The sequence below is a fragment of the Enterobacter sp. MG-EB028 genome, from assembly GCF_056673305.1.
In genome coordinates, this window is sequence record NZ_CP195079.1 from 1,466,034 (window position 1) to 1,487,496 (window position 21,463).

Sequence of the window (21,463 nt, forward strand, 5' to 3'; positions counted from 1 at the left end):
TATGGCTCAAACATTTTTAGGGAATCTAACCACAGTATGGATTAATAACGATACAACCAACGTTGATCCAAATGCCCGTACTTTTGTTCAAGTAGCAAACCTTTCAGGATTTCCAAGTTTTAGTGAATCAACATCTATTTCGACTGTAGAAACATATGATAGTAATTACACCTCTAAAGTAGCGGGTGATAGTTCATATGGTGATATGACTATTGAAGTTAACTATGTTCCAGGTGAAAACGCCGTACTTGATTCTGTTGTTGATTCTCAGCAGTTAGTACAAGTAAAAGTTGAAATGCTTGATGAGGGTTCAAACGATACAACCGTAAACTATGTGCTTTATAACGGGTACTTATCCAGCGTATCAGATACGTCAGATATGGATCAGGTTGTTACCCGCTCATACGTATTCACACCAGAAAACCAGATATCAGCAGGTATTCTTGATGAATCTGTAGTTGAACTTTATCGTGGTGATTGGGGTGTTGGTTCTAACGGTAACGAGTTCCCAAGCTATCAAGGCCGTGATGGTAACTCATTCGTTAAGATTGCAGCAGCCAACGCACCAACAGGTGTTGATATGTTGGGTATCACTAACCTTGATGGTTCTAACGGTACTCAATTAGTAATGAACAAAACTGGTACGCCAGTACTCAATATTCGTAACTTCTCAACAGCAAGTAACGGGGCATGGTACAAGGTCTACACCAGTGCCGATAAACCAACGTTAACAGAACTTGGTGCGGCAGCCGCTACAGATCTCAGTAACTACGTACCAATTACACGTACTGTCAATGGTAAAGCACTTACAGCTAACATTACTTTGGTAGCAGCAGATATTAGTGATGTTTACTCTAAGACCTACATTGATTCAAACGTAGTTCCGAAAGTATTCCAGTTAAACGGACACGCACTATCAGGAACGGCGTTGAACTTAGTAGCCGCAGATATTCTTGATGTGTATTCACAGACTCAGGTTAATAATACCTTTGTAGCTAAAACGGTTACTGTTAACGGATTGCCATTAAGTACTAATATCACATTAACGGCAGCACAACTAACTGATATGGCATCATTAGCATTTAGTAATAGTACATATGTGCCTAAGACGTTCTTAATCAATAACAAGCCATTATCTGGTACTAACATTCAATTGGTAGCAGCAGATATTAGTGATGTATATTCGCGTACTGAAAGTAACGGATTGTTTGCGTTACGCATCACGACGATTAACGGTTATGCTCTAAACAGTAACGTAACGTTGAACTATAACGATGTTGGAACATATTCAAAAGCACAGATTGATGCTAAAGATGCCGCACTACAAGCAAACATTGATACCAAAGTTACTATCACTCAAGACCTTCTTACAATAAATAACGTAGAAGATACTTTAGAACTTGATATGTCTGATGGTAAGCGTGTTTTCAAAGCAACACTAACCGCAGCAGTAACACAGCTAAGTGTAATCAATGCCAGTGGAAGCAACTTAAATAGCCAAACTATTACTATGTGTTTAACACAGGGAACAGGGGCAAATAAAATTTCATGGCCTTCTAATGTTATTTGGTCTTATGGTCGTGAACCAGTATTAACCTTTACTCAGAATTCAATTGATGTAATTCAATTCTTAACTGTCGATGGGGGGAGTACGTGGTACGGCTCCTTACTAATGGCGGATCTTAAAGAATGATAAGAAAACAAAATATAAGCAATGCCCAACAGATGATTGAAGGGCATTGGAAATTTTTAGAACGAAATACGGGTTTAGTTAATGATAATAAAACTGATCACTATGTACTAAACCCACAAAACGTATTAGCAAACAACAGGCACTTTATAGCGGAAACAGGATGGGAAGCACAACCGGACGGTGACGCAACCACAGAAGGACAATCCTTAGCAATTCTTGGTGCTATCTATGCGTATCAGGCAACCAAAGAACCGTACTACCTACAACGTGCTAAAGACTTTTTTAACGCCTATCACATGGCATTCTTCCGTGGTGTTGCGTTCCCCGATCCACCTAACGGTTCATTGCGTTGTAACTGGATCTGTAATGGTAAGGCTCCTGTACTGGCACATTACCCATTAGATCCAGAGTATCCAACTCACGGCGGGTTTAAGGGCGTTTTGTTCAACTGGACAAACGGACAAACACAGATACCTCATGGTTCACCTAACTACGGTGAATACCTCGATGCTGTATGGTTTGCCTTTCCCGAAAGAGCGGGGCTTGGTTGGAATCAGGTAAACGCAACAGCCTACGCATGGTTAGCTAATGAAGATTCCATAGATTGGGATACTAAAGCACCTACGTATGAAGTTGATTGGATAGTTGACCGCACAGGCCGCAAGGTAGATAGCAATGGTGATGTACTGGCAGAAGGACTAACAAGCCAGATTGGTACAGTCCAGCTCAAGGACACGTCTATAAACGGTAATTACCGATTCAACTACGCCACAAAGAACCCTGTATCAGAGGGTGGTTATCTGATGGGGCGTAATGAACGTTGGCACAACAGGCCAGTAAACGTACCCATTGATAACTACGGTTCACTTGATTTCGCTGATAACGCATCAGATGCTGAATTGTGGTTCTGTCAGGCGGCAAAGCTACTATGGGATATCACAGGCGAGCGTATCTATTACTTAGCATGGCAGAACTCACTACTTACATGTATTGGATATTCTGATATTGATAAATTTGATATGTTCTTTCGTAAAAGTACACTTGCTATAACGCCGTTTACTGATGGTATTTCATATGATTATTTCTATCCAAGTAATCAAGTAGCATCATATTCACGTGATTCAGATGGCTATATAGTCATTAATCAAAGTGCCTCAGCACAAACAACACTTGAACAACAATCTATATGGTTCAAATTTAATAATAGTTCAACTTTCCATGTTGAATATAGTGGTGTTGATACTACTGGCAAACCATTAAGCCTTGCTGTAGCAATGACAGTGAATAAAACTAAAACAGAAGATGGTGCTATTAGATACCGTTGTGGTTTACCCATTACTAATACTGATAATAGTATTATATCAATGGATATACCGATGAACCATTTTACCAGAATTGCTAAACCAGACGGTGGACAGTACTTAACAGCAGATATGCGTATGATTTCCGATTATGGGGATAATACAGTAACTACCTTACAATATGTTTCCGGTATTGCTGGAACATACTATGACAACGTGATTTCTACTACTATGGATTCTGACGGTAGTTCTACAGTTGGTTTCTGGATCTTTGATGATGAAACACAGGATTTAAACAGCTTCACATACAGAACATATGCTGATGATTTTAATATCCGTATTGTTGATGATCTTGGTTGGCGTTGGTGGGCTATGCTACCAGCAAGCAACGGGGCATGGGTAACACAAACGTTTAATGTACTGGATTTTAAATTGAGTTCTTATCAACCGGATCATGGAGAAGGTGATGAACAACCAGGACAACCAACATTAACAGGACGTACAGAGTTTACACTATTACTTGATACCGATCCGGTTGATGGTGGCTCAGGGCGTATTGACTGGTATTGTGTTAACGATTTACCAGCACTTTATAACGATGGTGGTACAGGTGATTATTCAGTATTAGTAAGTTTAACATTCAATGATAGTACTGGTAATGGATATACAGCCCGTTTAGGTGATTGTGTAATTCGTAATTACATGCTTGATAGCCTTTCATATACACCAGGACTAATACCATTCAGTAACATCACAGATCCATATGCTCAATTGTATTCCGGTTGGCGTGGATTACCATATCCTGGTTATCAATTGCCTGCTATATGGTGTTTCAAAGGTACTACAATTGATCAAACCAGACTAAATAATAGTATTAAGTTCTTATGTGATGCTCAGGACTGGTTTACTAATAAATTCCATCCTACTTTACCTGGCCCTTGTGCTCAGGCTTATGTATGGAACCGTCAGGACGCTTTAGCATATGCCCCTGATGGTAAACCGGATCAATTCATTATGCAGCACTGGTATGAAGAAGCATGGTCAGGTTATGAACCTCGTGCGTTCTTTGCAGGATGTGATGTAGTTCACGAGCTATATCAACGTGGTGATTATGCTATTCCACAGAACATTATTACGTACTGTAAGAACTGGATGAATTACTTAAAGTGGTTCATGAAAAATAATGATGGTCACGCACCAACACGATTTAAAGATACAGGTGAAGTTATCTATGATGGCTTTACAGGTCATATGTCTGGTTTGTGGCTTGCTGGTGCTTCAATGATGGCAATAGCAGGTTATCCAGATCACGAATTACTTGATTTACTATTCGCGGAAATTCAACAGAACTATAACGTAGTTTCAGCTAATCACGTAATGAATGGTGGCTGGTCATCAGCTATCAGAAGTGGAACACCTACTACACCACAGAACAACTCTATGTTCTTTGGATTCTATACAGGTGAACTACTAAGAGGTTTAGCACTTTACATGAAGTACTACAACCAACATATATAAATAAACAGAAGGGGTATCAAGGAATGATGCCCCAAATATATAAAGGAATATTAAATATGGCTTTTAATTCTATTTTTGTAGGCAATAATGTAAAAGTTGAAATCGCTAATGCTCCAGCGGGTGGCGGTCAGGCAACTACCTTTACTGTTGTTGAAGAAGTTGGTGCTTTTCCATCAGCGGCAGGTGCGGAATCTAACGTTGTTAGTGTGAACACGTTCGGTCAACAGTACGCTAAGAAATTGCTTGGTTCTCGTTCAGTACCGGATCTAACTCTAACTGTTAACTGGAAACCAGGTGCGACAGGTCAAGAAATGCTTGCGGCAGCCGCAGCAGCACAAACCCTAATCCAGGTTAAAGTAACTTATTATCAAAATATTGATGATCAAGATGGTGCGGCTTATTACAGCATCGTAAACGGTTATGTAAGTTCTGATGTAGTTAACGGTGATTTTGATGGTGTAGTAACTCGTGATTTCGTTGTTTCCGTTACTGGTGCTCCAATTGCGGTTGGTGAAGTAACTGGTGCGTAAGTACTAAATACTACAAACCAACTAACAAGGATAAAGCGAAATGGATTTTACTAATCTTATGAATGCTATTGGTGTGAAGTTAACACCAGTAGTACTAACACCAGAATGTACTGTATACATCAAACTACCAACTATTACCCAACACGCAGAAGTTTCAGATCCATATAAAGCGATCTTCTATTGTGTGGTTGATGAAAGTGGTAAACAGATTTTTGATTCACCTGAACAAGTTGAACAGAATGTTGATTTAACAGTACAACTAAAACTAAATGCCGAGATCGGTAATGTGTTTGCCAAATCCTTTAATGTTGAGGATGTAGAGGCAAAGTAAGACGCGATCCGATTCTCAGACTATCACTATCTTTATTGTATAACAGCGGGTGTAGTGTGGATGATCTCTACACTATGCCCGTTTTGCTTTTCTTCTACCTATTAGTTTTCAAAGAATCGGTTGATCCTGATTCATCACAAATTGAACAAATCAGGCATACAGAAATACTACAGGCAATATGGTTAAGTACTGGCAATATCAAGAAAGAAGATATACCGAAATTTAGTATCTATGAACTCGATTCATTGAACATTATTTCAAATAAAACCTTAGCTGAACAACAAGCAGAGAGGGAGAAGAAGATCGCAGAACAACAAAAAGCAAACATGCTTAATTGGATGGGAGTAAAGCCACATGGCAAACAATAATAAACAATCAATGATATTTGAAATCACAGGTGATGAATCTGGATTACAAAAATCATTAAAAAACGCAGCAAATGATATAGGTGATTTTGGGGATCGTGCTGGCGGTGTGTTCGGTAGTTTCAACACCGGACTATCAACCACGGCTAAAGCTATGTCTGGTTTCGCTGGTGCGGTAGGGGTGGCAGGTATCGCCATTGCCGCCACATTAGCCAACGTTCAAGCTCAATCAGAAAAAGCGTTTGAAGTCTTTCAGGCAGCATCACTATCACAAACGGGCATAGTACAGATCCAACAGGCGGCTAATATGTTTGCGGGTGTTGGTCTGACTATGGATCAAGTAGCCGATCAGATGAAAGATGCTAAGGATAAGTTAGGCGATGCTATCACGAATAACGCTGGTTCTATGCTTACTGATGTAATTCAACCATTGAAGTTGAATATGTTTGAGTTACAGAAAGCAGCAGAAAACGGTGAAGATATTATTGCTAAGATTTACTATCAAGCTAAGCAAATGGGCTTTAGTCAGGCTCAGATTGTACAGATGATGGAAACCGTAGCTAACGATGCTACTAAACGCATGACTGTATATAGAGAATTCAGTACTGAACAAGAGTACCAAAATAGCCTTGCTAATGAAACTATACAGTTAACAGCAGAGCAATCACGACAATTTGAAGAATATAGAACGGCAACTAATAATCTATCAAGGGCGTGGGATGCGTGGCGAAATTCAACACTTGCTCCTGTTGCTAAAAGCCTTGCTGATATTCTTGATCTAATGACTAAGATACTCAACAGTAAGCCAGTGGCAGCAGCCGCAGCCGCTACGAGTAAGCAGGGTATACAGGCCGTACAGGAATACCAAAAACAGTACCAACAGCAGATACAAAAAAACTCTTCTATCTATGGTGCTCAGATGGTAGAAGATCAGCAGAAGCAACAAGAAGCTAATAACAAAACCTTTGAGAATCTTTTAGCTAATCTTGATGCCGCACATAATCTACTTGATAAACAGAAAGAAGAATATAATAAAGGCTCTGATAGAAGTGTTATTGATACAGCGTTGAAACCTTATCTTTCAGCTAAGCAGAAGACACAAGCACAGATTGATACACTTGATGCTACTCACAAACAACTACGAGCAACTATTAAAGATTCTTTAGTACGTGCTTATAAGGGTGATGAAGCGGCAATGAATGCCGATTTAGCTAAACTTGATGAAGGTTATAAAGCTAACCGTGAGAAGTTAGTGAAAAGCCTAACAGCCGATGAAGATAAAGCACGTGAAGATAAAGCTAAGAAAGATGAAGCAGCAGCCAAGAAAGCACAAGCCGCACAAGATAAACTTAATGAACAAACTAAAAGAGCAAAAGCACTATTAGAACAAACCCTATCACAGATCGGTACTAACGAAGCTCAGATACGTATTACTCGTTTTAACTATGAACAAGATGAAATTGAAAAGCGTATCAGTACAGCAGGTAAATTAGCAGGTAAGAGTGAAACTGAAATTACAGCAATGTTAGATCAGCAATATAAAAGCCGTGCGACTAAGTACAAAACTATGGTTGATGAAATGCTTGCTGAAACAGATCGTTTAAAACAAGCACAAAACATTGCCGCAATTGCCAGTGATCCGAATGCCACACCAGAGGCTAAAGCCAAAGCAGCAGCAGCGGGTAAGACGTGGACAGGTGGCACAGCAGGTCAGGGATTAGGGTATACAAACCCATTAGACTTCTCACCAGATCCAACGAAAGTACAGCAAGTAAACACTGAACAGCAAGAGAACCAGGATGGGGCTAAAGCTCTATACGATGCCAAAGTAATTGGCTTCCAGGAGTACCAGGATCAGCTAACAGCGATTCAGGCCAACGCCGATATGAAACGTGGTCGATTAACCGCAGACGCACTAACCAGTACTTTAGGTATGTGGCAAGCGGGGGCAGGTGATGTAGGAACTATCATGGCTGGGGTTTTCGGTGAATCATCAGCAGCGGCTAAGGCAGCTTTTGCCGTAAGTAAAGGTATTGCAATTGCTCAGGCAGTGATCAACATCCAGCAGGGCATATCCGAAGCTATCAAACTTGGGTGGCCTATGGGGATCGCAGCAGGTCTACAGGTAGCAGCTCAGGGTGCGTCCATTGTCCGTACTATCAAAGGTACAGCTATCCAGGGGCAAGCCCATGATGGTTGGGATTCACTACCAAGTACTGGTACATACAATCTTGAAAAAGGTGAACGTGTAGTAGGTAAATCACTAAACCAGGATTTAACAAAATACTTGAGTAATCAGGATGGTAGTAAATCAGGTGATATTAAGATTGACGCACCGTTAATTATTAATAGTAATGGTCAAATCTCAGATTCAGATTTCCAAAAGATGTGTGATAAACACGCTGATACTATTGTTCAGGCAACACGTAAATCTCAGAAGAATAACGTATAAATATCATATAGCCCACATGGATTGTGGGCTAACTATTAAAGGAATAATAATATGTTAAATAACACTCTTATTAATGAGTTCATGTTAACGGACAATATACCCCAATACCAAAACCAGACATGGACAGGTGAAACTATTACACGTGTTGTTGGTTCGCAGTACTTTACCCTTAGTTTCAAAGTTACCTTGAACAAGATGAACCGTGCTGAACTCGCTAACTTCTACGCTTTATATGGTCAGGGCAAACCGTTCTCTATGCCTCTTGGATGGTGGAGTACATACAACGGTACTCAAACATCACAAGTACAGGCAACAGCAGCAAGGGCAGCGGGGGCAACATCCATTGCCGTTAATGCTAATACACTTGAAGTTGGTACGTTAGTTCAATTCAACGGACACAAGAAACTATACCGAATCATAGCCAACACTGGCAACGTGATTACTATCTTCCCTGGATTAATCAAAAACATCCAACTTGGGGAAGTAATGAAATATGACAATATTCAAGGTTCATTTATTCTTACACCACAGAACGCAGCATATCAGATGCCAAGTACAAACATTATGGAAGTGACAATAAATGCAACCGAAAACATTCGAGGTTAATTTATGTCTATTCCAAGTAATGTACTAACTAATGCGGATCTTGTCGCGTACTGGAACCTTACACGAGGCGATAACAAAACCGTACTAACAGAAAAAGAACTATATCAATGTGGTGTTATGGTAAAGCTAATAGATGTACTTCCACCTACAGGAAGTAACATATATCTAACTGATGCCATTGCCGATCAAAACTATAATGGGATTAACTATAAGTCTGTACCTGATTTCCTTGATTCATCATTTGCTAACTATGTAGAAAAGAACCAAATCAACAATAACGGTACTTCTTTGAAAGTAAGTAATGTAAGCCAGGATTATCTATCTATGGCGTTACGTGGATTGTGGAATGATGCCAAAGTTAATATCTGGATGGGAATTGTTAACCCAGCTACAGGGGGTATTCTATATGCCTATCGTATGTTTAGTGGTTACATTGATTACTTTAGTTCAGACTTTAACAACACAGCAGGTAATACCACAAATGAAACAACAGTAAATCTAAATTCATTGTGGAAGAAGTTAGACCAAACACAACGCCTGTTATCCAGTACATCAGTACACCAATCATTACACACTGGTGATAAGTTCTTTGACCTAATCGGAATACTAAATAGTTCAGAACAATTCTGGAAGAGTAGCAAGAAATAATGAAAAACGGATTTATAACAGAGTACCTAAGTGGTTTAGTTGGTGAACCTTTAGTGTACGGCACTAATGATTGTCATATCATGGTGCTAACAGTAATTGATATGATCACAGGTAGTAATTACCGTGATGAAATCTACCAGAAATACACAACACCAACAGCAGGTAGAAAATACGCAAAAGCAAACTGTAGTTATTCTACTCTACATCTATTGTGTAAAGAAAAAGGCGAATTAGTAACTGAACCACTTGATGGGGATATCATCATTTCGTCAGGTCACAGTACAGTTTATTGGCGTGGGAAAGTAGTAATTTTATCAGAAGATAAATCTAACTATATCGTTTCTCAATATATCCCAAATGAAAAAGACAAAATATACAGATTTAAAGGGGAATAACTATGGCAGTAGCAGCAGTTGCCGTAGCTATTATCGCAGGGGCATCAGCGGCAGCAGCAGCATACGCAGCAGGTTTAGCTTTAGCAGCAGTAGTAGCTATAGGTATTGGTACAGCAGCACTATCTTACATTAGTTCATCACAGATGATGAATGTAGGCCAAATGGGGGTAACGTATCCGAGTACGGGTAGTAACAATGCCCGATCAACATCACCAAGTACTGGCATACCGATTTCATACGGTGGTTCTAACCGCAACGCAACAGAGGTAGCCTATAACAAGTTAGGCTCTATCGTCGTATGGCAGAACGTCTATAAAGGTACTTCAAACCAGTTATGTACGGTTCACGCGATCAGTATCGGTGAAATCGGGCAAGTACCAGGGGAACAATCACAAGGCGTAATCAAGCAGATCTATTTTGATAATGCTCCGGTACTCATGGATGGTGCGTACATCACCACAGAAGGGATCGTACCTACCTCAATGATGATTGAGAAGTACCGCAAATACTTACAGATTGAGGTACGTTTCGGTAAGCCGTCCTACGGTGGTTCTATGACGCTTGCCCGTCAATATGGCGGTAGTCAATGGACTGACAACATGCGTGGTGATGGTCTTGTACAGATCTGTACCGTAATCAAGAAAACCAACGATTCATTGATTGATGGGATTCTAACGAACCAGAACTATACATTATCGGTAGAAATGCGTGGACGTATGATCTATGACTTAACTGATAATGTACGTAAACCAAGTTCAAACCCACCAAGCCAACTATATGACTTTATCACTAATACAGAATTTGGTTTTGGGCTTGATCCTAATGATATTGATATTACCAGTTTCCGTAATATGGCAAACTATTGTGCTCAGAATCATTTCTATTCCAATGGTAATATTCAATATGATAAATCCTTTAAGGAAAACATTGAAAATATTCTACAAACATTTGGTGGTGTACTTTATGAATCAAACGGTAAGTACTATCTAACCGTTGATGCTCCAGATATTCCAAGTGTACATTTTGATGAAACAAATATTATTGGCAGTGTGAATATCACAACGGGTTCTAAGTCTGACTATTTTAATACAATGGACAGTACCTATACAAACCCAGGTAATGACTATTCACAAGATATTATCCGTTATCCAAGTGATGCCATTAGTAACGCATCCATTGCTAAAGATGGTTATATTATCAAGAAGGATTTAAACTATCTTTGGGTACAGGATAAAAATCAGCTTGCTATTCTTAGTAACATTGAATTGCTAAAATCTAAGTACATTACGAACACGATTACTTTCAATACCTATGTAACAGATATGAAAGTATATGATGTGTTTACAATTGATTTTAAAGAAGCTGGATTTAGTAATAAAAAGTACAGATGTATTCAACGTACTGTACCAATGACCGTAGATAAAGCAGGCATTATCCAGATCACCGCGATTTCATATGATGATGGTATATATCAAGGAAAAGATCCGGGACAATTCCCACAAGATGGATTGACCAATCTACCTAACCCAGCATACGTAGAACCGCCAAGTAACCTACAGGCTCAACGTTTAGGGGCAACGGCATCAGGTAACACCGTTCTATTAACATGGGATCTTAGTCAGGATACAACTGTACGTGGTTATAAGATTCGTTATAAACGCAGTGATTCCAGTGTTTGGATCAGCATTGGTAACGTAGGGCAGTACTCTACAAGTTTTGAGATATTAAATCTTCTATATGGTGTACAGTACGATTTTGCTATTGAGGCGTATAACACATTAGGTTATTCATCGGAATTAGTAGCTATCTATAATCAAACACCACAAGTTATATTCGCATTACCGAAGATTACTAACCTTGATATGGTGAATGATGATGTAGGTTTAAACCAGACTTATGCTCAAGATTTTATTTTACGTTGGGATGATCAGGCTAACATAGCCGTAAATGGGAAAACATTTGCTGATTTCTTCAAACATTATGAAATCCGTGTGTATGACCGATACAGGAACTACATCACATCGTACTACACCACTACAAGCAACTGGACGTACTCATGTTCAATGAATACCAGTGATGGCCTTAGCCGTTACCGTGTGTTTGGGATTATCGCTCATGGTTGGGGTACTGGTATCTATAGTGAAGAAGTTCAGATTGAAGTTAGTAACCCACAACACCCACAGTTGTTAGGTGTAAATTTGAAGAGTGGTTATGATTCTGTGTTCATTGACTGGACAGAATCAAACGTACCGGATTATGCGGGTATAGTTCTACAGATCGCACTTGATGAGGGTTTTAGCTCAGGGTCGAAGTACTTCAGCAGTGCTAACCGCTATTCAGCATCGTTTGGTATTGAAGATGGTTCATGGTTCGCACGTGTAGCAGCCTATGACGTGTTCGGACAGGATGAATTGGTATGGTCGCCTACTATCGGTTTTAACCAGAACACGAAGGTTCCATACAGCAAATTGAACGAAGATGTGATTGATGGCCTACTTAACAGTGATACGGCTACTGGCATTGTTGAGAAACAGATCGTAGATGAACTTGGGTCACGCTGGCAGATTCAGGCAACTAACAATGGTAACGTATCAGGAATGGCATTAGCCAATGATGGCAAAACCTCGGTGTTTACCGTAATGGCGGATCGCTTTAGCATCATCAGTACTGACAGTGCCAAACAATCAGACAGGGTTTATCCGTTTGTGGTTCAGGGTGGTAAGACGTATATCAACTCAGCGGTGATAGCATCAGCGAGTATCAATGAGGCTATGATCAATAACCTTTCCGTTTCACGAGCGAAAATTCAGGATGCCGCAATCGACAACACGAAGATTGCCAATGCCGCAATCCGTAGTGCTCATATAATGGACGGCGTGATCGACTCAGCGAAGATTAGCCAACAGATACAATCCAGTAATTGGGATGGTACGAACGGTTGGATGATTAACAAGAACGGTACAGCCAACTTTGGTAACGCTACTATTCGCGGTACTATTTTTGCGAACAGCGGAGTACTCAACAACGTTACTATCAATGAAAACTGTAACATTCTTGGTACTTTGAGTGCCGCACGTATCGTAGGTGACATTTGCCGTCCTCAGTCTACAGGTATAGCATCAGTGCCGTTTATTTTCGGTTCACATACTGTATCAGGTGGTCAGGCCGCTAATGATCCAGTAGCTTACCAACACTATGTAGCGTTGCGTATACGTGGTGAAGATTTCGATCGTATCCTTGATAGTAATATGACTATCACACTTACTTCATTTGAGCGTCAGTACTTCTATATTCGTATGGGTGGTGATGGCATTGGTTTAACAAACTTAGCTTTCGTTGATGCTGGTAACAATGGACATAACACACCATATACTTTCCCAATCAATGGTATCTATGTACCTGCTGTTGGTCGTGGCAAGTGGAATTATATCTATGTTATGTGTACTACATCGCGTTCTGGTTTAGCTTCACTTAATGTACCTTCGTTATTGAATGCGTTTATATATCGAGCGGGGGATCAACCTTTATATAATGCGTAATAAATACTATTACCAAAATATATAATATAGGGAAATTCTTAATGGATATTGGGACACTTCTTGCTCTGGTTATTAGTGGGTTGGGCGTTTTATATTCTATCTTCCGTGACAATACAAAGGATACTACTGATTTATTAAGTCGTGTATCCTACCTTGAAACTACCATTGCGGTACAAGATAGTAACATTACACGTCTAAGCGACGAACAAGACAAGATGAAAGAAACCTTGCGAAACCTTGAAATTCAAATTCACGAATTGGATATCAAACTTGAAAGGATTATTACTATTCTTGAACAATCAAAGCAGTAATTAAAAAGGGATAGTACCGTAATTGATACTATCCCTTTTTTTACTTATTAGTTAGTTGTGCGATCATCGCATTAACTCTATTTGGTGTCTGACGATACCATAAACTATCTTTTGCTTGTTTGATTGCTTCCGTGTAGTTGGCATCACGTAGTGCTTGAATCATCTTTTTAAACTTCATCGTTCCAGATAGGCCAAGTTGAAAAATCATGATGATCATGAAGTCTTGCCAATCTTTAGGAATGGTTAGGTTCAGTTTACTTAGCTGGCTTGTTGCTATGGCTATATCTTTATCAAGTAGTCGAAGTGCTTCAATCTCAGTAATACCGTTAGTGAAGTTTTCATTTGGTAGTACTTTATGCCCGAATCCTACAGTTAAGAATCCTTCTGTATCTTTATAAGGGTAGTACTTGTCATTGCGAAAGTATCCCATACGTGTTTGATATGCTCGTGAACCCTCATATTCTATTAATCGTATTTTTAAATCCATCTTCATAAATACCTTTAGTTAATTTTAAAAAGGTATTTACTAATGGCAGGACGCATTAATAAGAATTGGGAAATGTTCGATAAGGACCAATGGGATATTTCAGACGTAACAGACGGCAACTATACATCTTTTGTTTACATCATAGAGTTTCCAGAAACAGGTGAATTCTATTATGGAAAGAAAATGATTTATCAAAAAGTAAAAAGCATAGATAAACTAAAAGTTACTTCTGTAGAATCTAACTGGAAAAACTACACAGGTAGTAGTAAGACAGTGAATGATATGATTGATGCTGGCATGGATTATACAAAGAAGATTTTGTATTGTGTTAAATCAGACGCAGAAGCAAGCATTATTGAAACGGCGTTGATCTCATACTTTGGTTTACATCCAGACAATCTAAACAAGGCAATTCTATGTAAAGCACGTTTACCAAAGAATAGACGTGATTTATTCAATGTACTACAAGATTTAGTAGCGACGTTAGGGAATAGGTAATATGGCATGGAAGGGTGGCAATAGTCCTAATGATATGAAGCGATTCATAAACAAGAATAGCCCAAAGATAGGACAAGAATTTAAAAAAGAATTAAGTAGCCGTATGCGTATAGTTACACAGCACATTCAAAGAAAAATTGATAATGATGTAGCGGGTGGTGGTGTCGCGTTTACTGGAAAGAGTATGTACTTTAACTTTAGAAAGATAAGTGAGTTCAAGTCAGTTAACCAGATCATCCTACTACCTAATCAAGCATCATATCTAAAGTACGTTCTTGATCCAGCATATAAGAATGTTAGTGAAGGGAAGATCATACCGTATCAGAATGCTAAGTTAACTAAGCAAGGTAACATTACACAACTACGTTCGAGAACCAAGAGTGATAAATACAAAAAGGTGAAGAGTAGGAACGGTAACACGTACTTAATCGACACTACCAAGAAATCCTCTAAACGTAATCCTAAACTGGCACGTGAACAAAGGGTGATTGGTTATTATGGTTCCGTTGGTAGAAAACCATTGTTTGATTTCTATGATGAAACCGAGAAGCAAGTAATAGAACAATTAAGAACATTACGCGGTACGTTTGATTACCGTTGGAGGAAGTAAGATGGATAACTTAGAAAATTTCCCATGTTATGATCATTCTGTACTAACAGATTTTTCTTTTCAGACAATACAACCTGTAAGTGTTACCTTACCATATGATAAAGCACTATCTGGTAGTAAGCTCATAAAAAAGAAAGTAGATAAAACAAAAGGCGATTTAGTCGTATATAGTTTTCATCATCATACAACACCTAAAGTAAATGAAGATGATGTATTGATGATTGAACTATTAAAAGAACAAGTAGAAGTAAAGGTAGTATTATCTTACAACCACATCTTTAAAGGTCATCGCGTAGTTTCTTGTGTTTGCCAAATACAATAAGGACTAATTATGATTGGTGTAATACTAGAACTACTATCAAAGGGTATGGATTTTTTCATTAAGAGAAAAACTATTCAATCAGATGTAGAAAAAACAAATGCCGAAGGGCAGATAGAAACTAACAAAGAAGAGATTGAAAAGGTATCATTCCATTGGCGTAATGCTCTTGGCTTTGTGATCACCTTAATCATTCTCTATAACTGGATCATAGTACCAGTACTTGATGCCTTTGGTATCGTAGTAATTCAAGTACCTTTGGGGCAGCTACTACAAGTACTTCTAATCATGGTTGGTGGCAGCTAGAAAGCCCTTTGTGGGCATTCTAATGATATATTTCTTGATATCCGATGAGTGATGCTGGTAATCTTTTGTAGGCGATGCTGATGATGGTTATCACAATGAATTTCAATAAAATAGTTGATATTGTAGTAAAATTCCTAAGAGTTAATTTGATTTCTATTCTATCATTTTTCTTTGGTATTTTATCTGTACTTTGTTTTATTAAAACTGATAAGTTGTCTGACTCTATTAGTGCGTTAGCAAATGCTATTATGGCACTTGCTGCGATTTTAGGTTTGGTGTTTGCGAGAAAATGGAAACGGGATGCTACTAAAGATAAAGTAATAGATAAATGTGTTAGCATCATGACTAATATTATACCCGATATTAAAAGAATTTATGTTCCCACAGTATATGTTAAAATTACACAAACATTTCTGAATAATATTAAGTCCAGAAAATCAACTGATTTCAAATTAGCTCGTGAATTATGTAACTCATTAAGATCATATAATGTTATTATGGGTAAAGGTAGCGAATCATTGAATTTGCTTAGTGCTGATTTGAAATATGTAAAAACTCTTTCATGGTTAGTCAGGAAAAATATTGAACCAGATCTTGATAACTATAAAAAAATACTATCATCTATAACCTCCAAAGAATTTGAGTTACTTACATACGTTATCGTTATAGTATCCTATTGGAATCTATATGTAGTTGATGGTGACGATAGTAAGGCATATGACAGTTTGACATGGGATATGTCAAATAACGATTTTGTCGATAAAAGTCTGATGCTCTGTTCAGAAATAATTCAGCTCAAAGAAGATTTGAACACTTTAATTGAGAGGATGAAGATAGAAGAGATGTCAATATTTGATGTTTTTGAGCCTAAGTGACATTATAAAAGCCCGTTTGATTAAACGGGCTTTTGTTTTCACCAATCCCATGTGATAGTAGTATCTAATCCTCTTAAGTTCGTGTGTTCAGTACGAGTAGCTTTTAGGACAGTCTCACCTGTTTCTTTAAGGATGATATCATATTCCTCAATTTCAGTTTGTCCCATCGAACCTTTTACTCTTCTACACTTTCGTACATACAGATACTTTTCTTTTGGATACTCACGTTCAAATTGTTCTTCTGTCATGATTTTATCCTTTCGTAATCATTGATAATTATCTAAGACTATACGATTTCTTCACTAACGTTTTCGAAGTACTGATTTACTACATCAGCAATTCCAGTTTCCGTATTGTTACCTATTACTAAATCAGCACACGCTTTCACTTCATCAACAGCGTTACCCATAGCAACACCCAGGCCAGCAGTCTCCAGCATACTTAGATCGTTGAAATTATCACCAAAGGCCATAACCTGGCTCATAGATAAGCCTTGCGATTCTACCCATTGTGCCAAGCGTTTACCCTTACTGTTTCCGGCTTGTGCTATGTCTACTTGATCGTGCCAAGACCATTCACAGGCAAGGCCAAGCTCACGCTCTACGATCTGACCAAAGTTATGTAGTTTTTCAGTATCAGAATCAGTAAGGGCGAATTTCCAGATAGCATCAACATTTTGCGAGGCTTCACTCAGAGAGGGTACTTGTTTGAAGATTGGACGTTGTGACTCAGGAAGAGATTTAGCCCAATTTTCTGTACGGATAATATGCCCCGTTGGTTCTTGGTAGAACATGGCATTATCGGCATACATCAGGCTATGAACATTGTAACTATCAAGTAAGTTTACTAATTGTGTAGCTTGTTCTGGTTGTAATGGGTCTGAGGAAATAACTCTTTTTTCGATGTAATCGTACAATAAAGCACCATTACAACATATAGCTGGTGTATTAAGTTCTAATGCCTGATAAAAAGGATGGATGGCTACAAAGTGCCGTCCGGTAACTATGACAACCTTTGCCCCTGATTTACGGGCATTCTGTAGGGCAGATAGTGAGGCTGGTAAAATAGTTTTTTCTGGCGTCAATAAAGTGCCGTCCAGATCAAGGGCGATTACCTGATAGTCCATGTAGAGATTCACCTGATTTTGGTATGTAGTTTTTCCGATAGTACACCGCTTTGCGGCTACGACGAAACAAGGTGAAGAGTCTTGTTGAGTACTGGAACAGCGTTGGATACTGGCGTATTGCCCTAGATGGGTAAAGATGTTGTAATAAGCGTCACACACTCAAATAAGTGCCATTACAACAAATTGCAGGTGTATCTAGCGCCAGTGCCTGATAAAAAGGGTGAATGGCAACGTGATGTCGACCCGTTACGATAAGGAGTTGATATCCCACTTCCTGCGCGCGTTTAAGCGCTTCAAGGGAGGAGGGGAGCAGGGTTTTCTGAGGGGTAAGTAATGTTCCGTCTAAATCCAGTGCAATCACACGCGAGGTCATTTGTTCTTCCGGGTTAATGTTGAATTTTAGGTCTCAGGGGATGTTACACCGAGAGTAAATCGCTGCATAATTCCTGGCTAAAATTCAGCATTCACCGTTAAAAATAATCACTTTCACGTGCAGTGAGGAAAGGAGTATTCATGAAACAAACCGTTTATACCGCCAGTCCTGAAAGTCAGCAGATCCACGTCTGGCGCTTGAATGCAGAAGGTTCGCTCACGCTGGTTCAGGTTGTTGATGTGCCGGGCCAGGTGCAACCGATGGTCATCAGCCCGGATAAACGTTTCTTGTACGTGGGTGTGCGCCCGGAGTTTCGCGTGCTGGCCTACCGTATCTCTCCTGACGACGGCGCGCTGACCTACACCGCTGAAGCGCCACTGCCGGGCAGCCCAACCCACATCTCGACCGATCGTAAAGGCAACTTCGTTTTCAGCGGCTCCTATAATGCGGGCTGCGTCAGCGTGACGCGACTTGAAGAGGGTATTCCGACGGATACCGTGGATGTGGTGGAAGGGCTGGAAGGCTGTCACTCGGCGAATATCTCTCCGGACAACCGCACGCTGTGGGTGCCTGCGCTGAAGCAGGATCGTATCTGCCTGTTCACCCTGAGCGACGATGGTCACCTGGTGGCGCAGAATCCGGCTGAGGTCACCACCGTTGAGGGCGCAGGTCCTCGCCATATGGTCTTCCACCCGAACCAGCAATATGCCTACGTCGTCAATGAACTGAACAGCTCTGTGGACGTATGGGAACTGAAAGATCCAAACGGTCAGATTGAGTGCGTGCAGACGCTGGATATGATGCCGTCTGACTTCTCCGATACCCGCTGGGCGGCGGATATTCACATCACGCCGGATGGCCGCCACCTTTACGCCTGCGACCGTACCTCCAGCCTGATTACCGTGTTTAGCGTCTCTGAAGACGGCAGCGTGCTGGCGATTGAAGGTTTCCAGCCAACGGAAACCCAGCCGCGCGGCTTTAATATCGATCACAGCGGTAAATACCTGATTGCGGCGGGGCAGAAATCCCACCACATCGCGCTGTATGAAATCAAAGGCGAGCAGGGGCTGCTGGAAGAGAAAGGACGGTACGCCGTCGGCCAGGGGCCAATGTGGGTAGTGGTAAACGCTCACTAAGCCGCTAAAAACAAAAAACCTCGCGAATGCGAGGTTTTTTATGCCCGGTGGTTGCCGGGTGAGCACATCAAAACGTAACCAACACGTCCATCATAATATTGGCTTAAGGTGATGTAAATTCATCATCAACGAAAAAAAGAGATTATGAGACGATGGTGGATATTAATATTCAGTATAAACAGTTACTTATTTGTTTTCTCTTTATAAATTCCTAAACTCCATTTAACTGTTTTTATGTACAGTAATGGTCTGATATCATTCTGTTCGTTGGTTTGATGTGTTGCAGTTCCGCAATTCAGGATCCGTTTCAAGTCCTGGCTGTCGGGTGGTGCCGACAGTGCCTAAACTGCGGAGCACGTCAAAACATAACCAACACACCTCTGGTGACAGGCAGCGGAAAGGTAAATCAGAGGAGAAGTGCTCTATACCAAAGGAGTGGCGTATGAGCGGTGTGGAATGGGCAATTCTGTTCCTGCAACTCATGGTTGCGATTATGCAACTATTGGATGCGTATCTTAAGTTTGGTGCCTGACGTATCCAGTCGCAGTAAAAAGGGGGATTAACATCCCCCTTTTACTCTTATCTTACTGCTTCGGCTCAGCGACCACGTTACTGCCCAGACCGCGGTTGTTGTATTCCCACATGCGGTTGAAGTTCGCGTCGTTCAGGTTGCGCTGCACGTTCCCTTTATCATCCATCGTACCGGTATTGCCGGAGAACGGACGTTTGGAGACAGCGCCATCAGCCCACGGCTTCGCCACGTTAAAGCCTTCGTTGATCACGCTGTCGCGGATAACGACCTGGCCGTTAGTGGCAGAGTCCACGTCCAGAGAGCGGCCCAGCTGCGCCACGCCGTCACCGGCCGCGTTGAAGCGGCTGTTCACGGCCAGGAAGCCGTAGAACAGGTTAGACTGAGTTGCTGGCGCAAACACGTAGCCTTCCTGCTGGGTACGGGAATTCACCACGCGGAAATCAGTGTTATCAAACACTACCGCGCCGCGACCGGACACCAGATCCACGTCACCTTCAACGTAGCTGTTGGTCACCAGCGTACGGGTCAGGCGGTTATTCTGCAGGGTGTTCTGCACGCCGCTGTTGGTCACGAAGAAGGTGTTCTGACGACCCAGAATGTTGACGTTGTTAATCTGCACCTTATCGCCATCGCTACGCAGCGCAACGGCCTGGTGGTTACCGGCATCTACGCTGTCGCCCAGGGTATTCTGGATGGTCAGGTTCTGCAGCTGCAGGCCGTTATTTTGAGACCAGAATACCGCCGAGCACATCACGCCAACGGTGGCGGAACGCTTGCTCTGGCAGTTATCAAACATATACCACGCCGGTTTGCCCGGCATATATTTGCCGGCCGGGTTCACCAGGTGACGCCAGGTGTTGTTGTCAATTTCGGAATCAATCGCCAGGCCAATTTTTACGTCGATCGCTTTTTCGCCCAGACCGTAAATCGTAATGCTGCCCGGGGCCGCCGGAACATACACGGTGCCTTCATATTCACCCGGCAGGATCGCGATGTACTGGCGAGACGCGCTGTGTTTAGTAATGGCCGCGTCAACCGCAGCCTGAATGGAGGTGTGCGTAACGCCCTGCGCACCCGCCGGGCCAACCACGAAGTCAGGCTGTTTGGGCAGGTTAATTGAAGACGGTGTCCACGGCGCGGCGTTAGGATCCATTGCCGAGAAGTAGTGGGCACGGTCGAAGTTCTTCGCTTCATCTGCGGACAAAATCGGGCGGGAAGCAGTACCGGGCGCTACCTGCTCAGAAGGTCGCTGATCCGGTGGTGTTGAACTGCATGCGGATAATGTCACGCCAAAGGCGAGCGCTAACGCCAGACGGGAAATCCTGGAAATGTTCAAGGTGAAGCTCCTGGGTATGCAAGTCTTTACGGGATAGACGAAATAGCCTGCTTTTTTATACTAAGTTGAGCGAAACGGGAAGATAAAAAGGGTAAAAGTTGCATTTTTTGCCATGAGGTGACGGGAAAGTCATCACAAATAAATAACATTTTCCCTCAAGGCGGTTGACAGCAGAC

At 41.0% G+C, this 21,463-nt stretch carries 22 protein-coding genes and 1 pseudogene; 18 read left to right on the forward strand and 5 right to left on the reverse strand.

What is annotated here, in order from left to right; translation table 11 throughout:
• Position 1: 1 nt before the first annotated feature.
• From ACR42C_RS06930 to ACR42C_RS06980, 11 genes are read left to right on the forward strand one after another with little or no spacing between them, the layout of a single operon-like run.
• On the forward strand, positions 2-1,693 hold the full coding sequence (locus ACR42C_RS06930; protein ID WP_142900544.1) for a hypothetical protein: 1,692 nt from the start codon (positions 2-4) through the stop codon (positions 1,691-1,693).
• Entirely contained in the window at positions 1,690-4,512 is a 2,823-nt protein-coding gene (locus ACR42C_RS06935; RefSeq protein WP_479984914.1) for a hypothetical protein, read from the forward strand. The genes ACR42C_RS06930 and ACR42C_RS06935 overlap by 4 nt, the downstream gene beginning before the upstream one ends.
• A gap of 56 nt (positions 4,513-4,568) precedes the next feature.
• Positions 4,569-5,042, forward strand: coding sequence for a phage tail protein (locus ACR42C_RS06940; RefSeq protein WP_032659437.1), 474 nt, complete (start codon positions 4,569-4,571; stop codon positions 5,040-5,042).
• 40 nt (positions 5,043-5,082) lie between these two features.
• Positions 5,083-5,373, forward strand: a complete 291-nt coding sequence (locus ACR42C_RS06945) for a hypothetical protein (protein WP_032659434.1) — start codon at positions 5,083-5,085, stop codon at positions 5,371-5,373.
• 56 nt (positions 5,374-5,429) lie between these two features.
• Entirely contained in the window at positions 5,430-5,741 is a 312-nt protein-coding gene (locus ACR42C_RS06950; RefSeq protein WP_141238774.1) for a hypothetical protein, read from the forward strand.
• A complete protein-coding gene (locus tag ACR42C_RS06955) occupies positions 5,728-8,190 on the forward strand; it encodes a hypothetical protein (protein ID WP_142900543.1) in 2,463 nt (820 codons plus the stop codon). The genes ACR42C_RS06950 and ACR42C_RS06955 overlap by 14 nt, the downstream gene beginning before the upstream one ends.
• 51 nt (positions 8,191-8,241) lie before the next feature.
• The gene (locus ACR42C_RS06960; protein WP_117270167.1) at positions 8,242-8,796 is read left to right on the forward strand and encodes a hypothetical protein; all 555 of its coding nucleotides are present in this window, start codon (positions 8,242-8,244) and stop codon (positions 8,794-8,796) included.
• Between the two features lie 3 nt (positions 8,797-8,799).
• Positions 8,800-9,444, forward strand: coding sequence for a hypothetical protein (locus ACR42C_RS06965; RefSeq protein ID WP_050597010.1), 645 nt, complete (start codon positions 8,800-8,802; stop codon positions 9,442-9,444).
• Positions 9,444-9,839, forward strand: coding sequence for a DUF6950 family protein (locus ACR42C_RS06970; protein WP_063161161.1), 396 nt, complete (start codon positions 9,444-9,446; stop codon positions 9,837-9,839). Before ACR42C_RS06965 ends, ACR42C_RS06970 begins: the two co-directional genes overlap by 1 nt.
• A 2-nt stretch (positions 9,840-9,841) precedes the next feature.
• Positions 9,842-13,378, forward strand: a complete 3,537-nt coding sequence (locus ACR42C_RS06975; protein WP_479984915.1) for a phage tail tip fiber protein — start codon at positions 9,842-9,844, stop codon at positions 13,376-13,378.
• Between the two features lie 41 nt (positions 13,379-13,419).
• On the forward strand, positions 13,420-13,689 hold the full coding sequence (locus ACR42C_RS06980; RefSeq protein ID WP_039261844.1) for a hypothetical protein: 270 nt from the start codon (positions 13,420-13,422) through the stop codon (positions 13,687-13,689).
• A 40-nt stretch (positions 13,690-13,729) separates the two neighbouring features.
• Here the strand turns inward: ACR42C_RS06980 and ACR42C_RS06985 are convergent, their stop codons facing one another.
• Positions 13,730-14,182 carry a glycoside hydrolase family protein gene (locus tag ACR42C_RS06985; protein ID WP_309600569.1) on the reverse strand — a complete coding sequence of 151 codons (453 nt, stop codon included), beginning with the start codon at positions 14,180-14,182 and terminating at the stop codon, positions 13,730-13,732.
• 36 nt (positions 14,183-14,218) lie between these two features.
• Between ACR42C_RS06985 and ACR42C_RS06990 the strand changes: the two genes are divergently transcribed.
• From ACR42C_RS06990 to ACR42C_RS07010, 5 genes are all read left to right on the forward strand, one after another.
• Positions 14,219-14,674 (forward strand): hypothetical protein, encoded by a 456-nt coding sequence (locus ACR42C_RS06990; protein WP_479984916.1) that lies wholly within the window; start codon positions 14,219-14,221, stop codon positions 14,672-14,674.
• A gap of 1 nt (position 14,675) precedes the next feature.
• Positions 14,676-15,284: a hypothetical protein gene (locus ACR42C_RS06995; RefSeq protein WP_117270164.1), complete on the forward strand. Its 609-nt coding sequence runs from the start codon at positions 14,676-14,678 to the stop codon at positions 15,282-15,284.
• Position 15,285: 1 nt separating this feature from the next.
• On the forward strand, positions 15,286-15,606 hold the full coding sequence (locus tag ACR42C_RS07000; RefSeq protein ID WP_142900542.1) for a hypothetical protein: 321 nt from the start codon (positions 15,286-15,288) through the stop codon (positions 15,604-15,606).
• A gap of 9 nt (positions 15,607-15,615) precedes the next feature.
• A complete protein-coding gene (locus ACR42C_RS07005) occupies positions 15,616-15,909 on the forward strand; it encodes a hypothetical protein (protein WP_105654428.1) in 294 nt (97 codons plus the stop codon).
• A gap of 80 nt (positions 15,910-15,989) precedes the next feature.
• Complete coding sequence (locus ACR42C_RS07010; RefSeq protein WP_219395058.1) at positions 15,990-16,784, forward strand: hypothetical protein; 795 nt, start codon at positions 15,990-15,992, stop codon at positions 16,782-16,784.
• A 38-nt stretch (positions 16,785-16,822) separates the two neighbouring features.
• Here ACR42C_RS07010 and ACR42C_RS07015 read toward each other — a convergent pair whose 3' ends face one another.
• From ACR42C_RS07015 to ACR42C_RS07025, 3 genes and pseudogenes are all read right to left on the reverse strand, one after another.
• Complete coding sequence (locus tag ACR42C_RS07015; RefSeq protein ID WP_142900540.1) at positions 16,823-17,032, reverse strand: hypothetical protein; 210 nt, start codon at positions 17,030-17,032, stop codon at positions 16,823-16,825.
• Positions 17,033-17,070: 38 nt separating this feature from the next.
• Complete coding sequence (locus ACR42C_RS07020; protein ID WP_171877509.1) at positions 17,071-17,910, reverse strand: pyridoxal phosphatase; 840 nt, start codon at positions 17,908-17,910, stop codon at positions 17,071-17,073.
• Between the two features lie 160 nt (positions 17,911-18,070).
• Positions 18,071-18,283, reverse strand: a pseudogene (locus ACR42C_RS07025) (HAD-IIB family hydrolase); the annotation flags it as partial.
• Positions 18,284-18,423: 140 nt separating this feature from the next.
• On the opposite strand from ACR42C_RS07025, the gene pgl reads away from it, so the two are divergent.
• Together pgl and tisB are read left to right on the forward strand one after the other, a co-directional pair.
• Positions 18,424-19,419 (forward strand): 6-phosphogluconolactonase, encoded by a 996-nt coding sequence (gene pgl / locus ACR42C_RS07030; protein WP_479984917.1) that lies wholly within the window; start codon positions 18,424-18,426, stop codon positions 19,417-19,419.
• 442 nt (positions 19,420-19,861) lie between these two features.
• Positions 19,862-19,951 (forward strand): type I toxin-antitoxin system toxin TisB, encoded by a 90-nt coding sequence (tisB, locus tag ACR42C_RS07035; RefSeq protein ID WP_023332440.1) that lies wholly within the window; start codon positions 19,862-19,864, stop codon positions 19,949-19,951.
• Between the two features lie 52 nt (positions 19,952-20,003).
• Here the strand turns inward: tisB and ACR42C_RS07040 are convergent, their stop codons facing one another.
• Positions 20,004-21,287 (reverse strand): putative acyl-CoA thioester hydrolase, encoded by a 1,284-nt coding sequence (locus ACR42C_RS07040; RefSeq protein ID WP_316380469.1) that lies wholly within the window; start codon positions 21,285-21,287, stop codon positions 20,004-20,006.
• Between the last annotated feature and the right edge of the window lie 176 nt (positions 21,288-21,463).

Excerpts from the sequence above, each read along its gene's own strand:
- ACR42C_RS06965 (WP_050597010.1), top strand. The coding sequence starts at position 8,800 with ATGTCTATTCCAAGTAATGTACTAACTAATGCGGATCTTGTCGCGTAC.
- ACR42C_RS07020 (WP_171877509.1), bottom strand. The coding sequence starts at position 17,910 with ATGGACTATCAGGTAATCGCCCTTGATCTGGACGGCACTTTATTGACG.
- pgl (WP_479984917.1), top strand. The coding sequence starts at position 18,424 with ATGAAACAAACCGTTTATACCGCCAGTCCTGAAAGTCAGCAGATCCAC.
- ACR42C_RS07010 (WP_219395058.1), top strand. The coding sequence starts at position 15,990 with ATGATGGTTATCACAATGAATTTCAATAAAATAGTTGATATTGTAGTA.
- ACR42C_RS06980 (WP_039261844.1), top strand. The coding sequence starts at position 13,420 with ATGGATATTGGGACACTTCTTGCTCTGGTTATTAGTGGGTTGGGCGTT.
- ACR42C_RS06940 (WP_032659437.1), top strand. The coding sequence starts at position 4,569 with ATGGCTTTTAATTCTATTTTTGTAGGCAATAATGTAAAAGTTGAAATC.
- ACR42C_RS06960 (WP_117270167.1), top strand. The coding sequence starts at position 8,242 with ATGTTAAATAACACTCTTATTAATGAGTTCATGTTAACGGACAATATA.
- ACR42C_RS06955 (WP_142900543.1), top strand. The coding sequence starts at position 5,728 with ATGGCAAACAATAATAAACAATCAATGATATTTGAAATCACAGGTGAT.
- ACR42C_RS07000 (WP_142900542.1), top strand. The coding sequence starts at position 15,286 with ATGGATAACTTAGAAAATTTCCCATGTTATGATCATTCTGTACTAACA.
- ACR42C_RS06990 (WP_479984916.1), top strand. The coding sequence starts at position 14,219 with ATGGCAGGACGCATTAATAAGAATTGGGAAATGTTCGATAAGGACCAA.
- ACR42C_RS06930 (WP_142900544.1), top strand. The coding sequence starts at position 2 with ATGGCTCAAACATTTTTAGGGAATCTAACCACAGTATGGATTAATAAC.
- ACR42C_RS06945 (WP_032659434.1), top strand. The coding sequence starts at position 5,083 with ATGGATTTTACTAATCTTATGAATGCTATTGGTGTGAAGTTAACACCA.
- ACR42C_RS06935 (WP_479984914.1), top strand. The coding sequence starts at position 1,690 with ATGATAAGAAAACAAAATATAAGCAATGCCCAACAGATGATTGAAGGG.
- ACR42C_RS06985 (WP_309600569.1), bottom strand. The coding sequence starts at position 14,182 with ATGAAGATGGATTTAAAAATACGATTAATAGAATATGAGGGTTCACGA.
- ACR42C_RS06970 (WP_063161161.1), top strand. The coding sequence starts at position 9,444 with ATGAAAAACGGATTTATAACAGAGTACCTAAGTGGTTTAGTTGGTGAA.
- ACR42C_RS06995 (WP_117270164.1), top strand. The coding sequence starts at position 14,676 with ATGGCATGGAAGGGTGGCAATAGTCCTAATGATATGAAGCGATTCATA.
- ACR42C_RS07005 (WP_105654428.1), top strand. The coding sequence starts at position 15,616 with ATGATTGGTGTAATACTAGAACTACTATCAAAGGGTATGGATTTTTTC.
- tisB (WP_023332440.1), top strand. The coding sequence starts at position 19,862 with ATGAGCGGTGTGGAATGGGCAATTCTGTTCCTGCAACTCATGGTTGCG.
- ACR42C_RS06975 (WP_479984915.1), top strand. The coding sequence starts at position 9,842 with ATGGCAGTAGCAGCAGTTGCCGTAGCTATTATCGCAGGGGCATCAGCG.
- ACR42C_RS07015 (WP_142900540.1), bottom strand. The coding sequence starts at position 17,032 with ATGACAGAAGAACAATTTGAACGTGAGTATCCAAAAGAAAAGTATCTG.